The sequence below is a fragment of the Paenibacillus aurantiacus genome (genome assembly GCF_042431225.1).
GTDB lineage: Bacteria > Bacillota > Bacilli > Paenibacillales > Paenibacillaceae > Paenibacillus_Z > Paenibacillus_Z aurantiacus.
In genome coordinates, this window is record NZ_JBHMDO010000048.1 from 110,209 (window position 1) to 136,027 (window position 25,819).

The window sequence follows — 25,819 nt, forward strand, 5'->3', positions numbered from 1 at the left end:
CTCCAATATCTTGCTTTGCTAGTTAAATTCATATTCTCCCCCACGCCAACCGCTCTGCTGCTTTCTTTGTTGGTCCCACCTCACTGTCTTTCTGACCTCGGTTATCTTCGCCCTCCTTTCGCTCATATACTTTCGTGAACAACAGGAAACCGGGGTTGGGCCAGGTGAGGAGGATATGATGAAGGAACGAATAGATGCATGTATCGATTCGTTGGTGGATCGGTTGTTGGACGAACAGCAAGAGGATGGCGCGTGGCGATACCGGTTCGTTGAGAGCGGCATGATGACCGACTGCCATTTTGTCGTCATGATCAGTTTGCTCGGCATCACCGGACGTGCGGAGGAAGTGCGCAAGCTGGCGAAGCGGATTCGGGGGCGCCAAGATCAGGATGGGGCATGGCGGGTCTACCCAGATGAGAAGGAGGGCAACATCTCTGCGACCATCGAAGGCGTGCTGGCTCTGTTTCATGCCGGGGACTCGCTAGATGCGCCGCATATGCGGCAAGCGCTGCATGCGATCGAACGGTTAGGCGGGGCGAAACGGGTGAACAGCTTGATGACCAAGTTTCTCTTGGCGCTCGCCGGGTACAAGTCATGGCCTGCATTCTTCCCGATACCGCTGGCGCTTCTGCTCCTTCCGCAAAGCTCCCCGCTCCACTTCTTCCGCTTCTCCGGTTATGCCCGTGTCCATATGGCGCCGATGCTCGTGCTCGGGGAACGCAAGCCGCGTTTCGCCAACCCGAACGTGCCTCAATTGGAGTCGCTTAAAGGCAGCCGCTGGCTATTTGCTTCTACCTCCGCGGATGATGGAGCGATAGACGAAAGCTGGTCCGCACATCTGCCTCGCGGGCCGCTGGACACGCTGCAAGAGTGGGCATCCGCCTGGATCCACGCGCCCAAAATGCTGAAGCAGCGAGCGCTCGATAAAGCAGAGTCGTACATGCGTGAACGCATTGAAGCCGACGGCACGTTGTATAGTTACGCCAGCTCCACGATTTTCATGGTGTATGCGTTAGTTTCGCTTGGTTATGACCAGGATGACCCTTTGATCCGGCAAGCGATTGACGGACTGGTAACCTTCTTCGTTCCTGATGGCCATGGACACCATCTTCAGACGACGACATCGACCGTCTGGGACACTGCCTTAATTAGTCACGCGCTGCAAGATGCCGGAGTTGGCCACACCCACCCCGCCATAATGAAAGCTGGGCGTTACGTTCTCGGCAAACAACATAATAGAGTCGGCGATTGGGCGCTGGAAGCGGAGCACGACATACCAGGCGGTTGGGGCTTCTCTCATATTAATACGATCAATCCCGATATCGACGACACGACGGCGTCGCTCCGCGCGATCGAGCCGCTGCGCGGCACCATACACGAAGCGGGAGACGCCGCGGATCGCGGGCTGAATTGGCTGCTTGGCATGCAGAACAGCGACGGCGGATGGGGCGCATTCGAACGCAACAACAACCACCCGCTCATCAAATGGATACCGCTCGAAGGGGCCGATGCCGCCGCGACCGACCCCTCATGCGCCGACTTGACCGGACGCGCGCTCGAATATCTCGGGAATACGGCCGGTTTCACGAATCAGCTCCCCTTCGTGCAGCGCGCCGTTCAGTGGCTTCATAATGACCAAAAGCCTGATGGGCCTTGGTACGGCCGCTGGGGCGTCTGCTTCATCTATGGGACTTGGGCCGCGCTTACGGGACTCGCCGCGGTCGGCGAAAAGCACGACCATCCGGCGATCCGCAAGGCGGTTCAATGGCTGCTTAAGATCCAGCGGCCCGATGGCGGATTCGGCGAATCCTGCTCCAGCGATATCGCAATGGCATACGAACCCCTTAACCATTCGACGATCGTACAGACCGCCTGGGCGCTCGATGCGCTCACGGCCGTGCACGACAAGCCGAATGAAGCCATTATGCGCGCAACCGAATGGATTGTTGCCAATCAGGGCCGCCCTTCCGCGCATGCCGATTATCCTACGGGCGCGGCATTGCCCGGACATGTCTATTCCCGCTACGAAAGTTATCCCATCCATTGGCCGCTGCTGGCGCTTTCGCATGCTCGCCGAAAATTCGGGAAATTGTTTCCTGAAATTTTGGAAAACGATGCATAATTAATTCCAGGCCGTGACAAATTAACCCAGGTAGAACAATTCCATCTGGGAGGAAATACGACCATGTACAACCAATCGAACCTTACGCAACAAATCCAGTTTCTGGAGCAAACGATTCACCAGCTGATCAACCAAACACAGCAAGCTTCTGCCGTGTACCAACAATTGCTTCATCAAGAGCTGCAAAACTCGCAGCAGCTGGAGCAGCTGGCAAGACGCGAACAGCAAGCGGCGCAAATCATCCAGAACGCCCTGCATGGCCATGAAGTCGCGATTCAGCAATTGAACCAAGTCCAACTGCTGACCAAACAACTGGAGCAGCGCGTTCAGATCGAACAAGCGCCTTACTCGTTCAATCAGCAACCCGCTTTCCAAGCGCAGCAGCATGTCCAGTACCAACAATAAGCAAGGCGAAACGACTGGCGCCGTCTTTGGCGGCGGCTTGCGTTTCATTCCCAAGTTTTCCAGACCAGCGTCAAGATGCCTCGCGCATTGGGACGCTGGTTTTTGTCTTGCCGTATACAAGATGCCGTCACCGATGCACAAAAGGCCAACCGGGCACCCGGCTGGCCTATCTGTCTTCCTTCATTATCATTTAGAAGAAAATCCGCTGCTTCGTCCGCACGAGATCCGCTAAGAACACGAGCGCGAGCCCTTGACCCCAGCCCTGTACCCGCTTGATCGGCACTTCACGGTAGCCGTCGATATCGCGCATGACCGCCGTGCCCGCCGAGACAGAACGGACCGAGCCGTCCTCGTCGATTTGTCCAAGTATGCCTGCAATCGCGAGATTCACATACTTATTGTAGAGTGCCCCGGCATGCGTCAGCGCGGCGGCAATCCCGGCAGAACCGCTCGTCTCACTGTACGAGGTCGGATCAGTGAGTACCGTATGCCAGAGCCCGTCGACGTTCTGTAGCCGGACGAGCGAGGCCAGCTGATCACGGAGCGAGCCTTCAATAATCATGAACGAGGGGTGCGTCACCGGAATGAGCGGGAGCGCCTTCGCCATGGTCAGTGCCGCCCACGCGTTACCGCGCGCCCAGAAAATGCCGGACATATGATTCTTAGCAAGGTTGTCCCAGCCATGGTAATACAAGTTCGTCGTCGGGTCCTGTAGAACCTGCTCATGCCCGTGATATTGCTTCAGCCCGTCCTCGAAGTAATCTTCTCGGCCGAGCAGCTCGCCCATGCGGACAAGAAAGTAGCCTGCCATCATCATCGTATCGACCCATGCCTGCTCGGGGAAGTTGTACGTCTGCGAATTGACTGTATGCTGGAAAATCCCGTCACCGAAGCGGACCGCCTCATGCCGGAGATAATCGGCCATTTGGATCGCGACGTCGAGATATTTGTTGTCTTCCGTCGCCTTATATAACGCGATCAGCGCGTGGCCGACGGATACGCCGTTGACCGACAGCTTCGGCAGTCCATCCTCCAGTTTCTCGTCGACCCACGCTTGAAGCAGCTCGATATAACGTTGGTTGCCCGTCGCTTCGTAGGCTTCCGCGACACCATAAAATGCGACGCCGCCAGGCCAATCCCAGCTGAAGTCCATACGGAATGTGCGTTCGACGACGCGGTCGATGACGTCCTGAATTTGTTTCTCGTCAAACATTAACGGTGGCATATTGGCGATATCTCCTTTTCATTACGGCGAATTGCGGTTCGCGGCGCACCTGTTCCCAGGGTCGGCGGCCGCCACCTAGGCAGCCCGTCCGTCCGCACGGATAACGGCCGAGCCATGCCGTATTACGGGATGGCGCAGCGCAATTAGAGCGACTTTGTCGACTTGCTAAACATCATTCATGGCGCTCTACTTCAGACCGCTCGTGCTAATACCTTCCACGATATGCTTCTGGAAAGCGAAGAAGACGGCGACGACCGGAAGGAGACTGACGATCGACATCGCGAACATCGCGCCCCAGTTGGAGAGCGTGTCGGCATCGAGGTACATTTTGAGCGCCATTGACACCGGATACATACTCGGCTTGTTGAGGTACAATACCGGTCCGATTAGATCCTCCCAGCGCCAGTAGAACGAGAAGATGGAAGCTGTCGCGAGCGCCGGCGCGATGAGCGGGATAATGATGCGGTAGAACAGCCGGAATTTGCCGCAGCCGTCGATCGTCGCCGCTTCATCCAGCTCGGCCGGAATCGTGCGGATGAACTGGATCATCAGGAAGATGAAGAACGGCGCCCCGAAGTAAGCGGGCACGACAATCGGCTTGATCGAGTTGAGCCAGTCCATCTTGGCGAACATAATATACTGCGGTACCAGCGTAACGTCGTGCGGAAGCATCAGCGTGACCATCATGATGGCGAACCAGAACGAGCTGCCGAAGAATTTCAGCCGTGCGAAGCCGAACGCCACTAGCGCCGAAGAAAGCACTGCGCCGATCGTCGCCAGCACGACGAGCACGAGCGAGTTTTTGATGAAAGTGCCGAAGCCGTGCCCCCCGATGCCTTCCCAGCCTTGCGAGTAGTTCGTCCAGATCCAATCAGTTGGTATGAGCGAGCCCGCTGTCTGGAAAATTTGCTCGCTCGGTTTGAACGAGCTCATAAGCAGCCAGATAACCGGATAGACCATCAGCAGAGCGCCGCCAGCGACAACGACATGATAGAGGGTCCACTTGAGCGGTTTGTAGCGCATGGCGTTAGCCCTCCTTCGATTCGTAATGAACCCAGAATTTCGAGGTGGCGAACAGAATCGCCGTGAAGATCGCGACGATGATCAGCATCACCCATGCCATCGCGGATGCATAGCCCATATCGAAGTACACGAAGCCTTGACGGAACAGATAGAGCGAATAGAGCAGCGTGCCATCGAGCGGACCGCCCTCGCCTTTGGAGATGATGTATGCCGGCGTGAACGTCAGGAACGCGCCGATCGTCTGCAGGATCGTATTGAAGAGTACAATCGGCGTCAGCATCGGCAGCGTAATGCTGAAGAACCGCCGCACCGGGCCTGCGCCATCGACGCCAGCCGCTTCATAGAGTTCGTTCGGGATATTCTTGAGTCCGGCAAGAAAAATGAGCATCGACGAGCCGAACTGCCAAACGGAAAGCGAGATGAGCATCCACAGCGCCGCGAATGGTTCGGCGAACCAGCGTACGCTGTCCAGGCCGAGGAAATTGAGCAGACCGTTAATGATGCCCTCGTCACCGTAGATATTCCGCCACATGATGGAGACCGCGACGCTGCCGCCGATAATCGATGGCAGATAATAGATGGTGCGATATAAGCCGACCGCCTTGGATGCCGTATTCAGGAGTAATGCGATCGCCAGAGCGAAAGCAAGCCGCAGCGGAACGCCCATGAAAACGTAGATCAGCGTAACCTTCAGCGACTGCCAGTATTTGCTGTCTTCAAAGAACATTTCCTTATAGTTGTCCAGCCCGATCCAACGGGGTGACGTGAACAAATCGTAGCTCGTGAACGAAAGATAGAGCGACGCGCAGGACGGAATGAGAATAAACACGAGAAAACCGATAACGAACGGACTAATAAAGGCATAACCGGTCAGCTGGTTCTTCCAGGCGACGCGCATGCTACCACTCCCAATCCCTGATTCTGACCTTCTCTAACCCGATTTTAAGGTATGGGAAAGAGAGCGGCTCGCCCCGATGACCGGCCGCCCTAACCCCATATATACGGTTTGCTAATTGTGCTATTTGTTCTTCGCCAGAATTGCGTTGGCTTCTTTACGGAACTGCTTCGCCGCGTCTTCCACCGACAGCTTCTGGAAGTCCATTTGCTCGCCCAGGCTGGAGAAGAGCTTGATGATCTCCGCCGTGCCAATCGGGTCTGGCGGGTCCATCGGACTGCTGTTCTCCTGCGCCCATGTGACGTAGTCGAATACTTGCACCTGCGCCGGGTCGAGCGTCGGCTTGATCGCGTCGGCTACCGTGGCGTTGACCGGCACGCCCCGGTCGCCTTTAATCAGCTTGTTCGCTTCCACGTTGTTCACCCAGAAGTCGATGAACTTGGCCGCTTCTTCCTTGTTCTCCGAGTTCTTGGATACCGAGAAGTACATGGATGGCTTCAGGTAGAGGCCTTCCTTGCGGCCCGGTCCCGGCATGTGCGCCATCTCGAGCGGTCGGTTCGCCACCTGCTGAACCGCGACGAATTGATTCGTCCACTGCCAAATGCCGACCTGCTTGTTCTTGACCATCATGTCGTCCTCAAGCCCTTTGATCTGCGCTTTGACATCAGGCGGTGGCGTATGGCCGTCCTTGACGAGCTTCGAGATCGGCCCGAAGAAATCGATGAACAGCTGGTCGTCTTCATAGCCGAGCGCCGTGCCTTCCGCGTTGTACAGATGCTGTCCCTTTGAGCGGAGGTAGTAGCCGAAGAACACTTCCGGACGGAAACCATTGTCGAAATAGAGTCCGGCATCCTTGGCCTTACTCGCCAGCGCGAAGTAATCGTCCCACGTCCAGTCTTCGCCCGGTTTATCGACGCCCAGTTTCTGTAACAGCGCGGGATCGTATTGGAAGTTCATCGTGTTGACGCCGATGTTGAAGCCGTACAATTTGTCGCCAAGCTTGCCGCCGGAGATTGCGTTCTCCGAAATGTTCGTCGTATCAATGCCGTTGCCCAGGTAAGGCGTCAAATCCTCGAGTTGGCCTTTCTGGCCGTATTGCGCGAGGTAAGAGATGTCCATTTGCACAATGTCCGGCAGTTCGTTCGCGGCCGCTTGCGGCGCGAGCTTCTTCCAGTAGTCGTCGAAGTTGGCGTATTCCGGTTCGATCTTCACGTTCGGATGTTCCTTCTGATACATTTCAATGACCTTCAGCGTATAGTCGTGCCGTGGCTGCGATCCCCACCACGCCATCCGAAGCGTGACCTGCTTGGACGAGTCCGCGGCGCCTCCGGCATTCGCCTGATTATCCGCACCGTTGTTCGACCCCGCATTGTTGCCGTTGCCGCAAGCTGCCAATGAAACTACGAGCGTAGCCGCCACCAAGAGCGTCGATAGCTTCTTCATCTAACGATCCCCTTTCATGCATGCGCTTAAATGTTAACCCTTACATTTACAATTGTAGCCGGGCGTAAGCGCTTGCGGAATGCAAAAAACCGCTCCCATTGTTTAAAAAACAGAGGTTTCGACATCGGTTTTTGACATTCGTCTACAGAGGCGAGCGTTTGTATTCCGAAGGGGACACCCCCGTGTATTTTTTGAACACTTGGGAGAAATATTGCGGGTTATCGCCGAAGCCGAGCCGCTCCGCCAGCTCGAATACCCGTACGTCCTCCGCCTCTTCGATTTGCGCGATCGCTTGCTCCATTCTTCTCTTCATGACATAGGAGGAGAATTTGTCGCCAATCTCCTTCTTGAACAGCTTCCCGAGGTAATCCGCGTTCATATAGAGCACTTCGCTGGCCACCCAATGGAGAGACAGCTGCGTATTCGCCAGATTCGTATCGATGACCTCCAGCATGCGCCGGATCATGTCGGAATGCTTGTGCTGGTAGCGTTCGAAATTAAAGCTGCACGCCTCCTTGGCCGCGGCATACATGAACTCGCGCACCGCGTGCAGCGTATCCATGCCTTCGAGCTTGCCGAGCGACGTCAGCCAATCCTTCATCCGATTCGGATCGCCTTGCCGCGCGACCGCGACGTAGACCGGGATCAGGTACGATTTGGTCATCGTCGTATCCATCCGCTGCTGCGCGAGCGAGTCGAAGAGCGCGACTAGCTCGTCCTCCGTCTCGCTCCAGCGTCCGGATTTCACCAGCAGACAAAGCCGTTCCTCGTCATACAGAAACGTCTCCTGCGCCGGCTGCTCTGCGTTAACGGCCAGATCCTGCTTCATGATCAGCGTCCCTTCCCCTACGTAGAACCGGTGCGCAAGACAAGCCAGCGTGTCCCGGTACATGCGCCTTGCGCCCGTAATGTCGCCTGGGTCGCTAAGCGCCGAGGTGACCTCTCTCTTATAGAAGCCTTTGAACGTGCGCGCGATCTCGGCGATATTCGCCTGCAGACGCTCCATGTCACCGAGGCTGGGCACGAGCAGCAGCACCTGCTTGCCGATCGTCGCCCCGAGCAGCGGCGCATCTTCGGTCAGCAGATCCTGCGCGATGTTCAGCAGCGCGAACAAGTGCTCATACTCCACATCCCCCTCAACCTGCATCAGCAGCAGGCGAACGGGCTCGTTCCCCAGCGTCAGGCCGAACAACCGCGCGTATTCGTCCCAGTCCCGCCTGCCGTACGTCTTGTTCGTCACCAGCTCCTTCAGAAACTGCGCCTTGGCATGCGGGATGACCTTGTTCAGCTCCGTCTCCATGCCCGACATGAACTGTTCGCGGTTGCGACGCTTGTCCAGCTCGCGGACGATGTCCTTCAGCGACTGCGCGATCGTCTCTTCGTTGCACGGCTTGACCAAATAATGCTTCACGCCGAAGCGCATCGCCTTGCGCGCATACTCGAAATCTCCGAAGCCGGAGAGGATGATGAAAGCTGGCGAATCTTCCTCGTTCTCCGTCACTTTCTCCACCAGCTGCAGGCCATCCATGCCCGGCATCCGAATGTCGGTAATGACGATGTCCGGCCGGTCGCGCTCAATCGCCGCCAACGCCTCCACGCCGTTGCGCGCCGTGCCGGCCAGCTTTGTGCCTGCGCCCTCCCAGTCCACAATCGAGGAGATTCCTTCCAAAATGATGCGTTCATCGTCCACCAGCAGCACGTTATACATGTTCATCCCTCCGCTCATAAGGCAGCGCCATCGTAACTTTCGTCCCGGCGCCGCGTTCGCTCTCTACTTGTAATCCATACGTTTCGCCGAATAACAGCTTGATCCGGTCGTCAATATTTCGCATGCCGACGCCCGTTCCTTTTGGCCGGATGTCGCCTGCCTTCAATTTGGCCAGCAATCCCGCATCCATCCCCGGCCCGGAATCTTCGACAGCAATCTTCAGCTGACCAGCTTCATGCCAAGCGCGGATGCGGATGCGGCAAGGCTCCAGCATGTGTTCCACGCCGTAATTCACCGCGTTCTCGACAAGCGGCTGCAGCGAGAGCTTCGGAATCATCGTCATCAGGAATTCGGCGGGAACGTCCAATTGAAAATCCAACCGCTCCTCGAAACGGATCTGTTGAATCGTGACATAATGGGACACGATATCCAGCTCGTCCTTCAACCGGATGAGCGGCTCCTTGATATTGATCGAACTGCGCAGCAGGAAGCCCAGCGACTCCACCATTTGCGAGATGGGCCGCTGGCCGTTCATTTTGGCCGTCCAGTTGATCGTCTCCAGCGTGTTGTACAGGAAGTGCGGGTTGATTTGCGCTTGAAGCGCCTTGAACTCGCTCTCCTTGATCGCGAGCTGCTTCACGTAATTCTCCTGGATCAAATCATCGATGCGCTGGACCATCATCCGGAAATTGCGGTGCAGCTGACCGGCTTCGTCCATCGGGATCTGCTTGTCGTCTTCGTCCTCCCAGGCGTCGAAATGGCCGAGCTGCACCCGTTTCATCTTCAGATTCAGCCGTTCGATCGGGCCGGTAATGCCTTTGGAGAATCGGAACGACAGAATAACGGCCATGACGAACAGCCCCCCGAGCAGCAGCAGCACCGCGCGCTTCACCGCGGCAATTCGCTCGAAGATGGTGTCGTACGGAATGAGCGTCATATAGGTCCAATTCGTATTCGAGGACGGCACGTAGGCGACGAAATATCGGTTGCCGTCCTTGCTTGCCGTCGTGTAACCCTGTCTGCCGGTAACGTACCGGCTAAGCTTCCGCTCTTCGCCCGTCTCAAGCGCCGGGAAGATCGAATGGCCGTCCTTCATAATATAAAGCTCCATCTTCTCCAGACCGCCCGCCTTGTTCAAATAATCATGAAACAGCCCTTCCATATCGATGCGAACGGTCATGACGCCAAGCGGCGCAAGCTCCAGCTCCTGGTAGGAGCGGATGAGCCGGGCCGAACTAAGCGTGCGATCTTCTTCATCCGGCAGTATCCACGTGTTGCCTCCTTGGTTGGGCGACGTTTCCTTCTTCAGCATACGGATGCGCTCGGGCGAGGAGGTCACCAGCTTCGTTCCCGCGGCGTACTCTTTGCCGTAATAATCGGACATTTGGATCGAGAGCACGTATTTCTCCATCCCGCCAATCTCCAGCATCCGTGTTTGAATATAGTCGGCGATCACGAAACGATCGTAATCCGTCCCGGCCTGCTTGATTTTGCGCAAATACGATTGCAGCGTGCCGTCGGTCGCGAGCCGGTAAGAGAGCCGCTCCATCTTCTGCAGCTCGCTCTCGATCCCCGCCGCCGTCAACCCTAGCGATTGGGCCGATTGTCGATACAACTCCTCGTCGTATTTATCGAAAGCATATTGCTGCACGATCAGAATCAGCAAGCAGACGAGCAGCATAACAGCCGTAATGAGCACGAATAGCTTGTACTTAATGCGAAGATTCATATAAAGCGCTTTCAACTGAACCAATGAGCCGCCGCCTCTCTGCTTTTAGTCCCGCGCCAGCGAAACATAGTGGGTCCATTATACATGAAATGTACGTACAAGAGGAGTCCCTCTCCCTTCCCCCTCCGCTGAGGGGAACCAAAGGGCTAAGCGTATGCTTCCGGAGCAGTTTTCCTCCGGAAAACCTTTACCTCTGGGCACCCTTTTCGTGCTGATACGGTTGTTCGTGGTCGGCGGTTGGTCTTGAGCGGAGCACGCTTTTGTCCTGGAGGACAAAGCTTCAGTTGGTTTTGAAGTGCGTCCCGAGACATCAATGTGCGTAGGCCAGTCAACTTAGGCCATCCATCATCGTTTCCCCACAATAAAAAAGACGTCCCGGAGAAGACCCGGGACGTGCTAATAATCGCCAGTGCGAGGCTGAAATTGCTTCACATGAAGTTCAAACTGGTCGCGAAGCGGCGAGAATTTCCAACTATTTCATCCGCCAATACATGTCGTTCAGACGAAGTTCGTTGCGGAACGCGTTCACTTGCGTAGCGTTATCAATAATGACGACTTCGACGCCAGCCAGCTCCGCCCAGTCGATGAGCTGCTCGGCCGTAATCGCGTACGAGAGCACCGTATGGTGCGCGCCGCCTGCATGAATCCATGCTTCCGCCGATACGTTAAGCGAAGGCTGCGGCTTCCACAGCACGCGCGCGACCGGAAGCTTCGGCATGTCGCGGTCCGGCTGTACGGCATCGACGACGTTGACGATCAAGCGGAAACGGTGCCCCAAATCGATCAGCGACGCATTCACCGCTTGGCCGCTGCGACCGTCGAAGATCATCCGTGCCGGATCGGCTTTGCCGCCGATTCCGAGCGGGTGAACTTCCAGGCGCGGACGGTTCGCCGCAATCGTCGGACAAACCTCCAGCATATGGGCGCCGAGAATCATTTCGTTGCCCGGCTCGAAGTGGTACGTGTAATCTTCCATGAACGATGTCAGTTTGTTGCCGGCCATCACTTTCATCAAACGCGTCAATGCGGCCGTCTTCCAGTCGCCTTCGCCGCCGAAGCCGTAGCCCTGCTCCATGAGGCGCTGCACCGCGAGACCTGGAAGCTGCTTCATGCCGTGCAGGTCTTCGAAGGTCGTCGTGAACGCCGTGAAGCCGCCCTCTTCGAGGAACGATTTCATGCCCAGCTCGATGCGGGCTTGCTCGCGGATCGATTCCCATCGATCGGCATCATTGCGAATCTCCGGCGCGATATCGTACGACTTCTCGTATTCGGCCGCCAGCGCGTCAACTTCCGCCTCGGAGAACGTCGCCATCCGCGCAACCAGATCGCCGATTCCGTAGCCGTTGATCGACCAGCCGAATTTGATTTGCGCTTCCACCTTGTCGCCTTCGGTAACGGCCACTTGACGCATGTTGTCGCCGAAGCGCGCCACTTTTAGCGAACGGCTCTCGACGGCCGCCACAGCGGTGCGCATCCAGCCCGCGATACGGCTTCTTGCTTCCGCATCTTCCCAATAACCGACGACGACTTTGCGCGCAACGTTCATGCGTGCGCCGATGAAGCCGTATTCACGGTCGCCGTGAGCAGATTGGTTCGTATTCATGAAATCCATGTCGATGCTGTCCCATGGAATATCGCGATTGAATTGAGTATGGAGATGAAGCAGCGGCTTGCGAAGCTGCGCAAGTCCGGCGATCCACATTTTCGCAGGCGAGAACGTATGCATCCATGTGATGATCCCCGCACAGTTTTCGTCGGCGTTCGCGGCCGCGAGCACGCTTGTAATTTCATCCGGCGTCGTCACGACTTGCTTGAATGCGACTTCGAACGGGATCGACTCGTCGCGGTCCAGCCCCTGCGCGATGACTTTCGAATGCTCCGCCACTTCAAGCAGCGTCTCAGGACCGTACAGATGCTGGCTGCCCGTCACGAACCAAAACTGATAAGGTTTTACGGTTAACATGAATATCTCCTCCTATAAGTCCAACTTGTACGAACAATCAAATCATTCATTTGCTGTACACAAGCTAATCGCAGCAATTGGTATTCGCTTCAACAGACAAAAGCTGCCTCGCTCAATTAACTTGTACGTACAACCAGATGAGTTCATTGTACGACTTCATCCATACTTTATCAAGAGAAAACTTCAACCGTTATCCGCCAACCAATAGCGGGTCTTTCGGACTAGTTAGTTACCCGCTTGCAGCCGATACGTCTCTTTACAAAACGTACACGCAAAAACGACGCCGTCTTCGCCGCGGCGCAGCGTCAACCGGTCGTCATCTTCGGATTCCAACCATTGTCTTCCATGTTCATCCCGATCCCCAAACGCATGAAAATCAACGCGATTGCCGCACTCGCACGTAAATACCAGAATCATGGCGTATATCCATCCTTTCTTTACATAATTTCGGCTAACGCACTTGACATTGATACACTCTGTATCATAAATTACTAGTAGTAGAGTATTACGCCCGCAGAAATCACTAGGTCTAGCAGGTCAGTACAGAGCGTAAGGAGCAAATAACATGACGATGGGAGATCGTTTACGAGAGCTGCGGCTGCGAAAGAACATTTCGCAGGAAGAAGTAGCGAAGCAAATCGGCATTACCCGTTCGGCTTACAGTCACTATGAGATCAACAATCGTCAGCCGGTCTACGAAACATTGAAGAAGCTGGCCGCTTTGTTCAATGTTTCGCTCGATTACATTATCGGCGGCGAACAACCGACCAAACCCGACACCCAGATGATGCCGGAAGCGCTTGAAATCATCCGGATCCTCAACAGTATGGATCAAGACAAACGCAAGCAGTCGATTGACCGCATGATGGCCGTCATCCGCCAAGCGGAGTAACCGCTACCAATCCGTCACCGGAAGCGAAAGCCATATCGTCGTTCCAACCCCCGGCTTGCTGTCGGCGCCCATCGTGCCGCTGTGCGCTTCGACGATTTCCTTGGCAATCGCAAGACCGAGACCGCTGCCGCCTTCCGCTGAATTACGCGCGGCATCCTTCTTATAGAACCGGTCGAAGATAAAGGGCAAATGCGTCGCTTCGATGCCTTCTCCCGTATCGGTAACCTTCACGATCGCCTCTTTGGCTAATGGGCTATAAGAAAAGGAAAGCGTTATCTTTCCGCCCGGCGCCGTATACTTGACCGCATTATAAATCAGGTTGGCCATTACCCGCTCCATGCGCTGCTGGTCTAATCGAAGCGTAATGCGGTCCGGATGCACGGAACCGTTCTCCCCGTCCGTCTCTGCGCTCTCTTCATACCGGCATTCAAACCCGATCTTTCTTGTACGTACATCCATCTCGTACTGCTCTCTTAACGATCCCATCCACTCATCCATCGTCACTTCCGTATAATGCAGCTTCAGCTGTCCTGATTCGAGCCGCGTCAGTTCGAACAAATCCTGAATGAGCCGGCTTAATCCTTTGACTTTGCCGAGCATCATGCGCACGTAACGGTTCTGCTGCTCTTCCGTGTTCACGACGCCGTCCCGCATCGCCTCGAGATATCCTTGAAGCAGCGTGATCGGCGTCCGCAGGTCATGGGAGATATTCGTCATTAACTGTCGGCGAGACGCTTCCGACCTTGCGAGCTCCCGGTTGGAGCAGGCCAGCGATTCGTTCGCGCTTCTAAGTTCCTCTGTGCGTTCCGCGATCCGCTCCTCCAAATACATGTTCAGCTCGCGCAGCTCGGCCGAGGCTTGCTCCACCCCACGCAGCGCATTCGAGAACCGGCTCGAAATAATGAACGATTGCATCAGCATAAAGAAGAAGAGACCGATCGGCACTAGCTGGGTATTCGCCAGCATTTCATTATAGAACAAAATGTCGTTCAGAATCGTCCCTACGAATACTGCTACCCCGGCGAGAATGAAACCCGCGCCCTCCCGCTTCCGGAACAGTGCGCGCCAGAGAACGAGAAGTATGTACAGGCTGCCCAAGACGACGAACAGCTGTATGGCTCCAACACTTTTGGAATAGATGATTGCCGGCGTGACAAGCACGAACGCGCATATCGTCACCCCGATGCCGATGACGACAGACCCGACCCGCCGGTGCATATCCTTCGGGAACAAGCCCCCGATATAGAGGATGCCCGTTACCGCGCTAAATCCGAACGATATGTACTCGATCTTCATTGCAGTCTCCCAATTGATCCCCGGAAACATTTGAATGAGATACATGTCGCCCGTCACGCTCGTACGCGCCGCGACGAACAAGCAGAGCAAGCCGAAATACAGCGTAAATTTCTCTTGGCGGCGAAAGGCGTACAAGCCGAGATGAAACAACCCGATAATGACCAGACTGCCCAGAATCGTCATCTCCTGGATGGTCGTCCGCATTTGGTTTTTGGTGATCGCATCGTTCGTCCCCAGCTTCAGGTCCACCCATATGCCGCCTTTCCGATGATGAAAGTTGGACACTTGTACGGTCAGCTGCAATTCGCTGCGGTCTCCATCAAGCGTTATGATGCGCGGCTGCTGGCGCGCTTCCGAATCGGCCCGGTTGCGCCCGACCTCCCCTTCGCGGGCGAGCAATCTGCCGTCGACCCACAGCTTGTACGCACTGAAAATATTCGGAACTCGAATGGCCAGCAGCTTATCGCTTGGCGCGAGCAGCACCTTGAGCCGGTAAGTCGCGTACCCTTCGCCGCTTTGCAGCCCGAACGATTCGGGATAGCTGTTCCACGATTGCGGCACAGTCGCGTATGCGACAGACGATTCTGGCTGATAGGCTGCCTCGACCGGTCCTAACAGCCGATGGCTGAACAATGCCCATTCGCCCGACAGATTGATGTTGCCCTGATCAACGAACGACCACCCGCTTAAGTCGATCACGCCGTTCTTGGCGACGGGCGTCGCTGCGGAAGGCTTGGCGGCACATCCGGATACCAGCGTTTGGGCGATTACGAGAATGAACAAAATAAGACGATAGCGGCGAATAGGTCTTCCCTCCATAAAAATCGTTCGTTGCTAGGTGCTCCTTCCATTCGCTATAATAAACGATGAAGCAGGACTATTGGCGCTAACCAAGCTTGCGCCGGACGCAATGGCCCTGGGGAGGAAACTGGAATGAACGGAAACAGAATATTGGTTGTCGATGACGAGCCGGACATTACCGAGCTGATAACCCTCTATTTGGAGAAAGACGGATTTGACGTAGACTCGGCGGATAACGGAGAAGACGCGCTGCGGCTGGCCCATACGGTCAAGCCGGATTTGATCATTCTCGACATCCAGCTCAAAAGCTTGGACGGCATCGAGGTATGCAGGCGTATTCGGAATGAATCCGGCGTGCCGATTTTGTTCCTGAGCTGTATGAGCGACGATACCGACATTATACACGGTCTGGAAGTCGGCGGCGACGATTATATCACGAAGCCATTCAGCCCGAGCCAGCTTGTGGCGCGGGTGAAAGCGCATTTGCGCCGCCAATCCAATCCGGACTGGCGCCCGGAGCGCAAACAGGGCGAAGTGCTGGCCATGGACGGACTCGTGATCGATATGATGGGCCGTACAGTGCGCGTGCAAGAGTCGGAAGTGAATCTGTCCGCCAAAGAATACGACCTCTTGCTCTGCCTGGCGCAATCGCCGAATAAGGCATTCCCGCTCGACGAACTGTATAATCTCGTCTGGGGTGCAGATAGCATGGGCGACACGCGCACCTTGATGGTGCATGTCAGTAATCTGCGCAAGAAGATCGAGCCGGACCCGGCCAATCCGACCTACATCGTAACCGTGCGTGGCGTCGGATATAAATTTCAACACAAGGAAGGAATTTCGCATGTATATCGCTGATCAATGGACCGACTACGAGCTGCTTGACACTGGGGAAGGAGATAAGCTGGAACGCTGGGGCAACTTCGTCCTCCGCCGTCCGGACCCGCAGGTCATTTGGCCGATCGTCCATGAATCCGCGCGTTGGCGCAATGCCGATGGCCATTACCACCGCAGTTCTGCCGGCGGTGGTCAATGGGAGTTCCGCACGAAGATGCCGGAGCGTTGGACCATCGGATACAAGGAGCTTAAGTTTCATATTCGGCCTACCAGCTTCAAACATACCGGCCTATTCCCCGAACAGGCGGTCAATTGGAGCTGGATGATGGACAAAATCCGCAGCGCGGGCCGTCCGATCCGCGTCCTCAACCTGTTCGCTTATACCGGCGGCGCTACGATTGCGGCAGCCGCCGCCGGCGCGGAAGTATGCCATGTCGACGCGGCCAAAGGCATGGTGCAGTGGGCGAAAGAGAACGCGCAGTTATCGGGTCTTGAGAATCACCCAATCCGTTACATCACGGACGACGTGTTCAAATTCGTGCAGCGCGAACAGCGCCGCGGACGCCAGTACGACGCGATCATCATGGATCCGCCGTCGTACGGACGCGGGCCGAACGGCGAAATGTGGAAGCTCGAAGAGAATCTGTTCCCGTTCCTGGAGTTCTGCACGACGATTTTGTCGCCGAATCCGCTGTTCGTGCTCGTGAACTCGTACACGACGGGCTTGTCTCACTCGGTGCTGCATAATCTGCTTCATCTGACGGTCGGCCGCAAATTCGGGGGGACGATCAACTGCGGCGAGATCGGATTGCCGATCACGGCAAGCGGACTGCATCTGCCGTGCGGGATCCTCGGTCGCTGGGAGGCGAACTAAATGAACGCGGACATGAATCGGGAGGCGGCAACGCCTCTCCTTCCCGTTCTTCACGAAGATAATCATTTGCTGGTCGTACTCAAATCGCCGGGCATTCTATCGCAAGCCGACGATACAGGCGAACCGGACATGGTATCGCTGCTCAAGGATGATTTGAAGGTCCGCTACAACAAGCCCGGCAATGTATTTGTCGGGCTTGTCCATCGTTTAGACAGACCTGTGGGCGGCGTCATGGTGTTCGCCAAGACGTCGAAAGCCGCGTCCAGGTTGTCGGAGTCGGTTCGCTCGCGGAATTTCGAGAAGATGTACGTGGCACTCGTACACGGAACGCCAGCCAGGGCAAGCGCCACGCTCCGTCATTATTTAAGCAAGGATGCGGCGCGCAATATCGTGACGGTCCATGAGCGGCCGACGGCGGATGCCAAGGAGGCCGTTCTCGATTATCAAGTAGCTGCATCGCGAGGTGGACTCTCACTTGTCGTCGTTCGGCTGCATACCGGCAGGCCGCATCAAATCCGGGCGCAGATGGCCCACATCGGTTGCCCCCTCGTGTACGACCGCAAATACGGCGCGCCGCCGGCTAAAGGCGAACGCGACCTTGCGCTCTGGTCCGCTTCGGTCGGCGTCCATCATCCGGTATCCAAAGAATGGATGACCTTCCGTGCTCTGCCGCCTCGGTCCGAGCCATGGAGCCAGTTCGCCGACGACGCATGGCGGCGCGCGGAATCGATGCTCGCGACGGACCAAGGTACAGCATGGTAACGCTGACTCGAGCAGCCGCATGCTTCTTCCTGGTGCTGACGCTGATGCTTTCCGGCTGTTCGTTCGAACAACACTCGCCTATCGACGGCAAGGAAGCGTCTAATCAGAGTCAGTCCGGCAGCTCGGCGACTGCGGGCAACCAAGAACAAGCCGCCCCCCCTTTCTCGAATGAAGGTCCAGCGACTGATCATAGCGCCGGCGGCTCCGGCGAAGATCTAGGCCAGACGGAGAGCGGCAAACTGCCCACCACGGGGAGCGGGGATGCAGCGCCTTCGGACAATCTCGGGGGAAGCGGAAATGAAAGTCCCGGCGCACCGCCTCCTGACGAGCCGGCTGCTCCACCGACCGACGCGACCTGGGTTGCGGTCGGCGATGTGATGATGCATATGCCGCAGCTCCCGGCTTACTATAATGACAAAACCAAGCAGTACGACTTCTCTCCTTACTTCGATGCGGTTCGTCCTCTCATCCGCGAAGGAGATTGGTCGCTCGCCAACCTGGAGACGCCGATCGCCGGCCAATCGCTCGGGTATTCCGGCTTCCCGCGTTTCAATGCGCCGACAGAGCTGGCGGAAGCGCTGCGCGAAGCCGGCTTCTCGATCGTGACGAATGCCAACAACCACTCGCTCGACCGCGGGGCGGAAGGCATCAGCCGCACGCTCGCCGCCTTAGAAGCGCAGCAGCTTGTTACGAAAGGGACGAACCGTTCGCGGTTTGAAGCGGAGAAGCTGACGATCGTGGAGAAGAAGGGAATTCGGATGGGGCTGCTCGCGTATACGTACGGGACGAACGGCATCGCGCTACCTGCCGCGATGCCTTACGCCGTTGACATCGTCGACGAGCAGAAGATGCTAGGCGACATCGCGAAACTGAAGGAAGCGGGAGCCGACTTTATTACGGTCGCTTTGCATTTCGGCACCGAATACCAGACGGTCCCATCGGAAGCGCAGAAGAAGCTGGCGCGCAAGCTTGTCGCAGCCGGTGCGGATATCATTGCCGGCGCGCACCCGCATGTCGTCCAGCCTTACGAAACGGTCGAGGTGACGGAGGTGGACGGCACGATCCGCAATGGACTTATCATCTATTCCATGGGCAACTTCATCTCCAACCAGCGCGGCGGAACGAAAGATTACGGACTGCTAATGAAGGTCGGAATCCGCAAGGACAACGTGACCGGCCAGACGACGATTCGGGATGTCGAGCCGATCCCGACGTGGGTGTATCGGTACAAGGTGGGCAAATTGAACCATTATCGGATCGTCCCTCTCGATGAGACGATCGCTAAGCGCACCATTCCCGAGCTCTCCAGCGCCGAATACGCCGCTCTGACGCGCGGGAAGCAAACCATCGACCAAAGACTCGCTTCGATGTCCGCAGCGCCTGTAACGGTGCCTGCAGCGCCTTAGAGAGGATCTGGCTGATCGGTCAGCAGCCTTGGGTCTCGATTTTTATAGGATATGAATAGCGAACGCCCCTTCCATTGCGGAAAGGGCGTTCGCTGTTTGTCTATGGCGAGACCCCTAGTTGAAGACGAACGCGATGCCGCTTCAACTCGGCCAGCTTGTAAGCTGCCAGGATGCCTTGCTTCTTCGCCTCGCTCTTAACGACTTCCTTGTATGTGATCACCGTATCGGCAGGTCTTGCGAACGGCCCTTCGCTTAATTCCACCACATGATTGCCCTGCCATTGCGCCTTGATCCGCTTCCCTCCGGTGCCGCACGGCTGCGGATGTGCGAATCCGCCTGCAAACCACTCGTATTGCCGAGTGGGCGTCCCCGGCGGTTCCATGCAAAGGAACAGCGACAGCTCGTCACACAACACCAACGCGCCCAAGTGATAATGAAGCGCTTCCAAATTCAAGCCCAATTCGGCTTGCACGCTCGTCTGCCTTCCCCTCTCCCGCGAGGCGAATGCGCGCGATTCCGGCGTATCCGCTTTCTCCGCCAGCATGGTGTACAGCAGGCTCGACAACAGCGCCGCGTATGGATTGACAAGCTCCAGCTCGTCAATTCCGAGCCGGTAGTGTAGAAACCGGATATTGGGCGGATAGTCGCGGAACGAGTACGGCCGCCCTGCCGCATCGTTCCAGATCGGATCCATATCGAGCAGTGTCCAGCTCCGGTCATGTTCATACGCCGCCTGAATGACGTCGGAGACCCGCTCCCCGAGCAGCTCTTCCTGCCAAGCGGCCATCAGATCGCCCGATATTCGCGCGTGGTCCTGCTGCGCAATCAAGATGAATGTCTCCTCTTTCTCGTACACGATCATGCTTTCGCCGCCTTTCTTCCACATCTAGTCTTACGATTATATATACACCTATTCCGAATGAAAAGGTGTAACGGCTGCGCCGACTTTTGAGGCGATGCGTGTTTCATTCCGTAGACATAGAGGATGATGTATAGAGCGAATCCTCTCTTGCCTATATGTGAAAAAAAGAAACACGGCCGCAGCACGACCCATGTTTCTTTCGATTTCACCCCTTGTACGTTCGCTTCAATTCGCCACTTTACCGAGTAAATAAACGAGCAGCTGCTGATTATGCGAGGAGATTTTGTCCAGCGCCTCGGTAATGTACGCATCGCGAAGGGCAAGTCCTCTGCGCGCCTCGGCTTCGCCCTTCTCCGTGACCGTCACCCACACGATCCGGCGATCGCCGTCGTCCCGGCTGCGCGCGACGAGTCCGCCCCGCTCCATCCGGTCGAGCAGCGTCGTGATCGCCGCCGGCGTCGTGGTCAAGTATGCTAGCAAATCGGAAGGCTTCATCGGTTGATGCTGCAGCAGAAGTTCCAGCACGTTCAGCTGCCCCTCCGTCAGCGCAGGAGATAAACCATCTTCCAGATGCGATTTCCAGTCTTTCGAAATCTTCATCCACAGTCTCGCAAATTCTGAAGAAACGATAGGGTCCACCCGCTTTCGATCCGAATTTCTTCTCTATCATCATTATACGAAAATCAATTGTCGAATGTAAGATTAACGAGGTTAATATTTTGTACCCCGAGTCGCTATAATACAGAACCATTTGACACGGTTAGACATAGGTTAATGATGAGGACTGCGAGGCATACTCGAATTCGCCCGAGACTCGAATGACCGGAAGGGGAGCGTGACGACAATGGACGACCGTAAAATCGAACTGGTGCGCAGGCTCAAGGATACCGCAATCGCAAAAGACCCACAATGGCTGGACCGGCTAGACGAACCGGCGCCATTGTGGGTTGTGCTGGACCTTATGCTTAGGCTAATGGAGCGCAGTGACGAGTCCCATATGCCTTTCGATTAACCCTACTTCATTCTCAGACGCCGCATCGTGGGAACACGGTGTGAATGGCGTCTTTTTTATCGACCGGAACGATCGCTTTGCCCGTCCCTCTACGATCTTCGATCGGTGCTTTCTCGGTCGAAGCCGACAGATGGGCGCCGGTTGCCGTCAGCATGACGAGCTCCTGCTCCTCTTTGCAATGGAAGGCGCCGACGATACGATCGCCGTTCGGCTTGACCCGCTTGCCTTCCTTGAATTCGAACGTCGAGACGCCTTTGCCGCCCCGGCCTTGAATCATATAGTCCATCAGCAAGGTGCGTTTCGCATAGCCCAGATCGGTTAATACGAGCACTTCGCCCTCATCGCCGGTCACAAGCTCTGCTGCGACCACCTCGTCTTCGTCCTTCAGCTGCAGGCCGCGCACGCCGCCGGCGACGCGTCCCATCGGATTGACTTCGCCTTCCGGGAACCGGATGCTCATGCCCAGCTTGCTGACGAGCAGCAGTTCCTTCTCGCCGTCGCTTGGAAGCACACGGATGATTTCATCCCCTTCGCTTACCTTCACCGCCGCGATAGCGGTCGAACGCGAGGATTTGTACTCCTTCAGTTCCGTCCGCTTCACTTGCCCCCGCTTGGAGACGAACACGAGCGAGCGGCCCGCTTCTTCGAAGTCCTTGACTGGAATGACGCTGATGATCGCGTCATCCTTCGGCATCGGAACGACGTTGACGACGGCCGTGCCGGTATCTTTCCATTTAAACTCCGGAATCTGATGGACCGGTAGCTGGTAATATTGCCCTTTGCGCGTGAACAGCAGCAGCTGGTCGATCGTATTGACGTCGACGAGGGTGCGGATCACGTCCCCTTCCTTCACGCCTGCGTTATTAAGTTCGCCGCCCGAGCGCGTGAACGACAGCTTGGAAGTCCGCTTAATGTAACCTTCGTGGCTAAGCGTCACGAAGACGTCCTCGGCCGGCACGATGACCTCCAGATTGACCTTCAACTCCTCGACTTCGCCTTGGATGTCCGATCTGCGGTCAATGCCGAATTTGTCCCGAATCTCGGTCAGCTCGTCCTTAATGACGCCGATTAGCTTCTTCTCGCTATCGAGAATGCCGCGCAGGTAAGCGATCCGCTTCATGATATCTTTATGCTCCTTCTCGAGCGTTGTAATCTCGAGATTCGTGAGCCGATACAATTGCAGCGTCAAGATCGCGTCGGCTTGCCGTTCGGTGAACCCGAATTTGGCAACCAAGTTGTTCTGCGCATCCTGGCGGTTCTTCGATGCTTTGATCGTCGCGATGACGTCGTCCAGGATGTTCAGCGCCTTGACGAGCCCTTCGAGCACGTGGGCGCGGTCCTCGGCCTTCTCAAGCTCGAATGTCGTGCGGAATGTGACGACTTCCTTCTGGTGCGCGATATAGGCGCTGAGAATCTCCAGCAGTCCGAGCTGTCTCGGCGCTTTGTTGACGATCGCGACCATGTTGAAGTTGTACGTTACCTGCAGGTCCGTCTTCTTGAAGAGATAGGCCAGAATGCCCTGCGCGTCCGCTTCCTTCTTCAGCTCGACGACGATACGCAGGCCGTTACGCCCGCTCTCGTCGCGCACCTCGGCAATGCCTTCGACCTTCTTCTCCAAGCGGATGTTCTCCATCGCCGTGACGAGCCGCGACTTGACGACTTGATACGGGATTTCGGTCACGACGATCTGTTGGCGTCCGCCCTTCATGTCTTCGATCGCGGTTTTCGACCGGATGTGAATACGGCCTTTGCCCGTCGTATAAGCGTCGCGAATCCCTTCTTCGCCCATGATGAGCCCGCCGGTCGGGAAATCCGGTCCCTTGACGATCGCCATCAGCTGCTCCAGCGTCGTGTTCGGCTGCTGCATGAGCAGAATGCAGGCGTCGATGACCTCGCGCAAGTTGTGCGTCGGAATTTCGGTCGCGAAGCCGGACGAGATGCCGCTCACGCCGTTGACCAGCAAGTTCGGATAACGCGAAGGCAGCACGACTGGTTCTTTCGTCGTATTATCGAAATTGTCTTTGAACAGAACCGTCCGCTTCTCGATATCCCGCAGGAGCTCCATCGCGATTGGCGACAATCTGGCTTCGGTATAACGCATCGCCGCTGCCGGATCGTCGTCTTGGGAGCCCCAGTTGCCGTGCCCGTCTACGAGCACGTGCGCCATTTTCCATGGTTGCGCCATCCGCACCATGCCCTCGTAGATCGAGGAATCCCCATGCGGATGATAATTGCCCATAACGTCGCCGACGGTCTTGGCAGACTTGCGGTATGGTTTATCCGGCGTGTTCCCCGCATCGTACATCGCATACAGAATGCGGCGCTGTACCGGCTTTAAGCCGTCGCGCACATCGGGAATCGCGCGATCTTGAATGATGTATTTGGAATAGCGCCCGAAGCGGTCGCCCACGACCTCCTCCAGAAACGCTGGCAAAAATTGTTCCAGGTTGCTCATGCCGATTCAAACTCCTACCCCTTATTTGCGGTGCTGTCCTACTCCTCGTACTCGGTAAAATCGACGTTCTCGACGATCCAGCGCTTGCGCGGGTCGACCTTGTCGCCCATCAGCGTGGATACGCGGCGTTCTGCCTTGGCAGCGTCTTCGATTTGCACCTGAAGCAGCGTGCGCGTCTCCGGATTCATCGTCGTCTCCCACAGCTGATCGGGATTCATCTCGCCGAGACCTTTGTACCGCTGCAGCTCGAACTGCTTGCCGAATTCCTTCAAATAATTCTGCAGCTGTTCGTCCGTCCACGCGTAACGCACCGTCTCCAACTTGCCCGATTTGCGCGTGATCTTATACAGCGGCGGCTGGGCAATGTAGACCCGCCCCATATCGATGAGCGGCTTCATGTACCGGTAGAAGAAGGTCAGCAGCAGCACCTGAATGTGGGCGCCGTCCGTGTCGGCATCCGTCATGATGATGATTTTATTGTAATTGCACGATTCCGGGTCGAATTCCGATCCTACGCCCGCCCCGATCGTGGCGATGATCGCTTTGTATTCGTCGTTCTTCAAAATATCGATGAGCTTCGCTTTCTCCGGATTCATCGGCTTGCCCTTCAGCGGCAGAATCGCCTGATGCTTGGAGTCTCGCCCTTGCTTGGCCGAGCCGCCTGCGGAATCGCCTTCGACGATGAACAGCTCGTTACGCGTATAATCCTTCGACTGTGCCGGCGTTAGTTTGCCGCCGAGATTGGAGCTCTCGCTCTTCTTCTTGCCGCTGCGGATCTCGTCCCGCGCCTTGCGTGCCGCTTCCCGCGCCCGCGAGGCTTGAATCGCCTTCTTCACCAGCTGCTGCGCGATCTGCGGATTCTCTTCCAGGAACACCTGCATTTTGTCCGATACGACCGCATCCACGGCGCTTCTCGCGTTGGCGCTGCCGAGCTGATCCTTCGTCTGGCCGACGAATTCGACCTCCGCCATCTTGATGTTGATGACCGACATCATGCCTTCGCGCAGGTCATTGCCTTCCAGATTCTTTTCCTTCTCCTTCAGCATCGCGGTCTTGCGCGCATAATCGTTCATGACGCGGGTGAACGCCGTCTTGAAGCCGGTCTCGTGCGTGCCGCCGCCGCGCGTCGGAATCGAGTTCACGAACGAGGCGATCGTCTCGGTATAACCGTCGTTGTACTGCATCGCGATTTCGACTTCGATCTCGTCGCGTTCCGCCGCGAAGTGGATCACGTCGTGCAGCACCGTCTTATCTTCGTTCAGAAACTGGACGAATTGACGTGCGCCGCCTTCATAGTGGAATACTTCTTCTTTGCCGGCACGCTCGTCCTTCACCGTTACTTTAAGTCCGGAGTTCAAGAAGGCAATCTCCTGCAGCCGCTCGGACAACGTATCATAGTTGATCGTCGTGTTGCCGTGGAACACACGCGCATCGGGCTTGAACGTGACTTTGGTGCCCGTCCGATTCGTATTGCCTGTCACGACAAGACCGGTCGTCGGTTCGCCGACGTGTTCCTTGCCCGCGTCGTCCACCCAATACTCGAACCGCTGCTTATGTATCTTGCCGTCCCGGTATATCTCGACTTCCAGCCATTCGGAAAGCGCGTTCGTCACCGATGCGCCGACCCCATGCAAGCCGCCGGATTTCTTATATCCGCCGCCGCCGAACTTACCCCCGGCGTGCAGCATGGTGAATACAACCTGCGGCGTAGGGATGCCGGTCTTGTGCATACCGGTCGGAATCCCCCTGCCGTTATCGCGAACCGTGATGGATTGGTCCTTATGGATCACAACGTCGATGGCGGAGCAAAATTTCGCCAAATGCTCGTCGACCGCATTGTCGACGATCTCCCAGACGAGATGATGCAGCCCCGAGGTGGTCGTACTGCCGATATACATCCCGGGCCGTTTACGGACAGCGGTAAGACCTTCCAGCACCTGAATGTCGCCTTCGTCATAGTTGCGATTGGCCGCAGAAGTCGCCTCCCCCGCAAACGTATTCAACTGCTCTGTCATACACGTCCCCCTTATCTGTTCAAAGCAGACAGGCATACCCCTTTGCGTCGGTGCGAGGACTCTGAGACCTCGATTCACCAAAAGCGCATCCGCG

General features: G+C 56.4%; 21 protein-coding genes. 8 read left to right on the forward strand and 13 right to left on the reverse strand.

Translation table 11 applies throughout. The annotated features are described in order from the left end of the window. Positions 1-178 precede the first annotated feature (178 nt). Both ACFFSY_RS31565 and ACFFSY_RS31570 read left to right on the forward strand, forming a co-directional pair. Positions 179-2,122 (forward strand): terpene cyclase/mutase family protein, encoded by a 1,944-nt coding sequence (locus tag ACFFSY_RS31565; protein ID WP_377501784.1) that lies wholly within the window; start codon positions 179-181, stop codon positions 2,120-2,122. 63 nt (positions 2,123-2,185) lie between these two features. Next, a complete protein-coding gene (locus ACFFSY_RS31570) occupies positions 2,186-2,527 on the forward strand; it encodes a hypothetical protein (protein WP_377501786.1) in 342 nt (113 codons plus the stop codon). Positions 2,528-2,717: 190 nt separating this feature from the next. Here the strand turns inward: ACFFSY_RS31570 and ACFFSY_RS31575 are convergent, their stop codons facing one another. The 8 genes from ACFFSY_RS31575 to ACFFSY_RS31610 all read right to left on the reverse strand — a co-directional run bounded on the left by ACFFSY_RS31575 (position 2,718) and on the right by ACFFSY_RS31610 (position 12,930). Beyond that, the gene (locus ACFFSY_RS31575; RefSeq protein ID WP_377501788.1) at positions 2,718-3,752 is read right to left on the reverse strand and encodes a glycoside hydrolase family 88/105 protein; all 1,035 of its coding nucleotides are present in this window, start codon (positions 3,750-3,752) and stop codon (positions 2,718-2,720) included. A 186-nt stretch (positions 3,753-3,938) separates the two neighbouring features. Beyond that, on the reverse strand, positions 3,939-4,775 hold the full coding sequence (locus tag ACFFSY_RS31580) for a carbohydrate ABC transporter permease (protein WP_377501790.1): 837 nt from the start codon (positions 4,773-4,775) through the stop codon (positions 3,939-3,941). A gap of 4 nt (positions 4,776-4,779) precedes the next feature. Beyond that, positions 4,780-5,673, reverse strand: a complete 894-nt coding sequence (locus tag ACFFSY_RS31585; protein WP_377501792.1) for a carbohydrate ABC transporter permease — start codon at positions 5,671-5,673, stop codon at positions 4,780-4,782. 120 nt (positions 5,674-5,793) lie between these two features. After that, complete coding sequence (locus tag ACFFSY_RS31590; protein ID WP_377501794.1) at positions 5,794-7,113, reverse strand: ABC transporter substrate-binding protein; 1,320 nt, start codon at positions 7,111-7,113, stop codon at positions 5,794-5,796. A gap of 142 nt (positions 7,114-7,255) precedes the next feature. Next, the gene (locus tag ACFFSY_RS31595) at positions 7,256-8,821 is read right to left on the reverse strand and encodes a response regulator transcription factor (protein ID WP_377501796.1); all 1,566 of its coding nucleotides are present in this window, start codon (positions 8,819-8,821) and stop codon (positions 7,256-7,258) included. Next, entirely contained in the window at positions 8,814-10,574 is a 1,761-nt protein-coding gene (locus ACFFSY_RS31600; RefSeq protein ID WP_377501798.1) for a cache domain-containing sensor histidine kinase, read from the reverse strand. Before ACFFSY_RS31600 ends, ACFFSY_RS31595 begins: the two co-directional genes overlap by 8 nt. Before the next feature lie 448 nt (positions 10,575-11,022). Next, a complete protein-coding gene (gene araA, locus ACFFSY_RS31605) occupies positions 11,023-12,513 on the reverse strand; it encodes an L-arabinose isomerase (RefSeq protein ID WP_377501800.1) in 1,491 nt (496 codons plus the stop codon). A 225-nt stretch (positions 12,514-12,738) separates the two neighbouring features. Continuing rightward, positions 12,739-12,930, reverse strand: coding sequence for a hypothetical protein (locus ACFFSY_RS31610; protein WP_377501802.1), 192 nt, complete (start codon positions 12,928-12,930; stop codon positions 12,739-12,741). Positions 12,931-13,078: 148 nt separating this feature from the next. On the opposite strand from ACFFSY_RS31610, the gene ACFFSY_RS31615 reads away from it, so the two are divergent. Further along, positions 13,079-13,405: a helix-turn-helix domain-containing protein gene (locus ACFFSY_RS31615; RefSeq protein WP_377501804.1), complete on the forward strand. Its 327-nt coding sequence runs from the start codon at positions 13,079-13,081 to the stop codon at positions 13,403-13,405. 3 nt (positions 13,406-13,408) lie between these two features. Here ACFFSY_RS31615 and ACFFSY_RS31620 read toward each other — a convergent pair whose 3' ends face one another. Further along, positions 13,409-15,520, reverse strand: a complete 2,112-nt coding sequence (locus ACFFSY_RS31620; RefSeq protein WP_377501806.1) for a sensor histidine kinase — start codon at positions 15,518-15,520, stop codon at positions 13,409-13,411. Between the two features lie 114 nt (positions 15,521-15,634). Between ACFFSY_RS31620 and ACFFSY_RS31625 the strand changes: the two genes are divergently transcribed. From ACFFSY_RS31625 to ACFFSY_RS31640, 4 genes are read left to right on the forward strand one after another with little or no spacing between them, the layout of a single operon-like run. Further along, on the forward strand, positions 15,635-16,360 hold the full coding sequence (locus tag ACFFSY_RS31625) for a response regulator (protein WP_377501808.1): 726 nt from the start codon (positions 15,635-15,637) through the stop codon (positions 16,358-16,360). Next, complete coding sequence (locus ACFFSY_RS31630; protein ID WP_377501810.1) at positions 16,347-17,213, forward strand: class I SAM-dependent methyltransferase; 867 nt, start codon at positions 16,347-16,349, stop codon at positions 17,211-17,213. The genes ACFFSY_RS31625 and ACFFSY_RS31630 overlap by 14 nt, the downstream gene beginning before the upstream one ends. Beyond that, the gene (locus ACFFSY_RS31635; protein WP_377501812.1) at positions 17,214-17,975 is read left to right on the forward strand and encodes an RluA family pseudouridine synthase; all 762 of its coding nucleotides are present in this window, start codon (positions 17,214-17,216) and stop codon (positions 17,973-17,975) included. Beyond that, on the forward strand, positions 17,969-19,381 hold the full coding sequence (locus ACFFSY_RS31640; RefSeq protein ID WP_377501814.1) for a CapA family protein: 1,413 nt from the start codon (positions 17,969-17,971) through the stop codon (positions 19,379-19,381). Before ACFFSY_RS31635 ends, ACFFSY_RS31640 begins: the two co-directional genes overlap by 7 nt. A gap of 100 nt (positions 19,382-19,481) precedes the next feature. On the opposite strand, the gene ACFFSY_RS31645 is transcribed toward ACFFSY_RS31640, so the two are convergent. Further along, on the reverse strand, positions 19,482-20,243 hold the full coding sequence (locus ACFFSY_RS31645) for a DUF3891 family protein (protein WP_377501815.1): 762 nt from the start codon (positions 20,241-20,243) through the stop codon (positions 19,482-19,484). Between the two features lie 225 nt (positions 20,244-20,468). Further along, positions 20,469-20,873 carry a MarR family winged helix-turn-helix transcriptional regulator gene (locus ACFFSY_RS31650; protein WP_377502140.1) on the reverse strand — a complete coding sequence of 135 codons (405 nt, stop codon included), beginning with the start codon at positions 20,871-20,873 and terminating at the stop codon, positions 20,469-20,471. Between the two features lie 214 nt (positions 20,874-21,087). Here ACFFSY_RS31650 and ACFFSY_RS31655 point away from each other — a divergent pair, with 214 nt between their 5' ends. Further along, positions 21,088-21,255 (forward strand): hypothetical protein, encoded by a 168-nt coding sequence (locus ACFFSY_RS31655; RefSeq protein WP_377501817.1) that lies wholly within the window; start codon positions 21,088-21,090, stop codon positions 21,253-21,255. Between the two features lie 13 nt (positions 21,256-21,268). Here ACFFSY_RS31655 and gyrA read toward each other — a convergent pair whose 3' ends face one another. Together gyrA and parE are read right to left on the reverse strand one after the other, a co-directional pair. Further along, a complete protein-coding gene (gene gyrA, locus ACFFSY_RS31660) occupies positions 21,269-23,710 on the reverse strand; it encodes a DNA gyrase subunit A (RefSeq protein WP_377501819.1) in 2,442 nt (813 codons plus the stop codon). Between the two features lie 38 nt (positions 23,711-23,748). After that, positions 23,749-25,725: a DNA topoisomerase IV subunit B gene (parE, locus tag ACFFSY_RS31665; protein ID WP_377501821.1), complete on the reverse strand. Its 1,977-nt coding sequence runs from the start codon at positions 25,723-25,725 to the stop codon at positions 23,749-23,751. Positions 25,726-25,819: the final 94 nt, after the last annotated feature.